The organism is Amycolatopsis sp. SID8362, from assembly GCF_010550475.1.
Classification (GTDB): domain Bacteria; phylum Actinomycetota; class Actinomycetes; order Mycobacteriales; family Pseudonocardiaceae; genus Amycolatopsis; species Amycolatopsis eburnea.
In genome coordinates, this window is sequence record NZ_JAAGNB010000413.1 from 1 (window position 1) to 1,950 (window position 1,950).

Sequence of the window (1,950 nt, forward strand, 5' to 3'; positions counted from 1 at the left end):
CAGGCGGACCGCCTCCTCCGCCGGGTCGCCCGACAGCGCTGTGCGGCCGCCGCGGATGTCGGCGATCAGGCGTAGCTCGCGGAAGTCGTGGGCGGCCGCCGCGAAGCGCTCGACGCGGGACACCAGGCGGTCGCCGCCCGGGCGGGGCTGGGCCGCCAGCAGGCCTTCGAGGCGGATCACCGCCGTGCGGGCCTTCAACGCCTCCGCCCGCGCCACGAAACAGCCCGCGAGGGTGTCGCGCAGTTCGCCGAGCCCGCTGCGGCGCACCAGTTCCGCCGACAGCTTGAGCCGGTCGTCGCAGCCGGTGCGGATCAGCGTCAGCGCCAGGCGGACGCCGAACATCCCGAAGCGCACCACCAGCGACCGCCGCGTCTCGACCGGGATCGGGCCGGGGAACGCCGGGTCGGTGAACGAGTCCACCGAAAGCACGTGGCGTTCCAGCTCTTCCCGCGGCACGGCGGCGAACGCGGCCAGCAGGTCGAATTCGTCGTCGCGCAACGACCGGCCGCCGTAGGCCAGCTGGCCGGCCACCGCGATCACGCCCAGGAACCCCGTGCACAGCGGGTCTTCGCGCCACGCCCGGCGCGCGAGCTGCTTCGCGGTCAGCAACGCGTCGATCCGGCCCGCGCCGACCTCGTCGGCCCGGGACAGCACCAGCACCGAGTTGACCGCGCTCTGCCGCGCGAACGGCGAGCCGCCCGGCGGGTGCGCCGCCGCGAGCTCGTCCGGCTCCAGGTGGCGGACCAGCCGGACGGTCGCGTCCGGGACTTCGTCGGCCGGGCCGGGGTCGTCGAGGAGCACTAGGTCGCGCAGCGCGCGCGTCGGCCATTCGCCGAGCGCCGCGGCGAGCGTCGACTTGCCCGACGACGGCGCGCCGGTGAACGCGACGCGCAGCGGCTGGTCCAACCGGTCCAGGCAGTCGTGCAGGAGCGCCGAAGCCCGCGGGTCGTCCCGGTAGAGCCCGGCCGCGGCGGCCACCAGATCACGGACGTCCTGGGTCACGCCGAAAGCTCCCGCCGCTGCCGCCCGGCGATCGTGCCCAGCTCGCCCGCGCGCTGGTGCAGGCCGGCGAGCCGGTCGATCTCGCGTCTGATGTGGACGGTCCGGCGCTCTCTTTCGGCGGTGCCCGCCATGATCGTCTCGCGTTCGCGCGTGAGCTCGTCGGCGAGTTCCTCGGCCAGCCCGGTGAAGTGGTCGCGCAGCCGGCGCTGGACGACGCGGATCGAGTCGCGGCATTCCTTGCTGAAGCGCAGGAACACGTCGTCGACGTGCCGCTGCGCCGCCTGCTTGGCGACGGCCTGACGGCGCTGCAGCCGCATCCCGCCTTCGTCCTTGATCGTCTTCGCGGCGAACGCCGCACCCGCGCCGATCGAGACCGGGTTGATCAGCGGCAGCCCGGCGAGGCTGGTGACCAGGCCGAACATCAGCACACCGCCGTACGACCCGCGCAACCCGGTGAAAGCCTGCTGCCCCACCTTGAACTTCTCGATCTTCGGGCGCCGGACGTCGTCGAGACCGTCCACACCGGAGCCGTCGAGCCGCAGGTCCGGCAGCGCGCGATCATACTGGGCGCCGAAGCACTGGGCGACCGCCTGCGCGATCCACTCCGCGCGGTCGGCGAGCCAGGTGTAGTTGACGTCGACGGCTTCGGCCAGCGCGTTGTCCAGCCACGGCGCGAATTCGTCCCACACCTTGGCCGGGTCGCCCTCGTCGAAGGTGCGGTCGATGGTGTTGACGATCTTGCGCGTCCGCTCGCGCAGGTCGTACTCGGCGTCGGACAGCAGATCGGTGATCTCGTCCGAAAGCAGGTTCTGCCACTTGGTGTTCTGCCGCCGCAGGTCGTCGGCGCGGCGCTGCGCGCGCTGCAGCAGCGCGGCCTGCCCGAGCCCCGCGTCCTGCCCGGCCGATTCGGCGCGGTCGCGCAACGACTCCACGAGTTCGGCGGCGGCG

The 1,950-nt window shown here is 73.3% G+C and carries 1 protein-coding gene and 1 pseudogene; both read right to left on the reverse strand.

The genetic code is table 11. From position 1 onward, the window contains the following. The coding region (locus G3I65_RS13385) for a GTPase (RefSeq protein ID WP_160696392.1) at positions 1-1,002 on the reverse strand (1,002 nt) is incomplete at its 3' end. Then, positions 999-1,950: pseudogene (locus G3I65_RS13390) on the reverse strand (isoniazid inducible protein IniA); the annotation flags it as partial. The pseudogene G3I65_RS13390 and the gene G3I65_RS13385, both read right to left, overlap by 4 nt.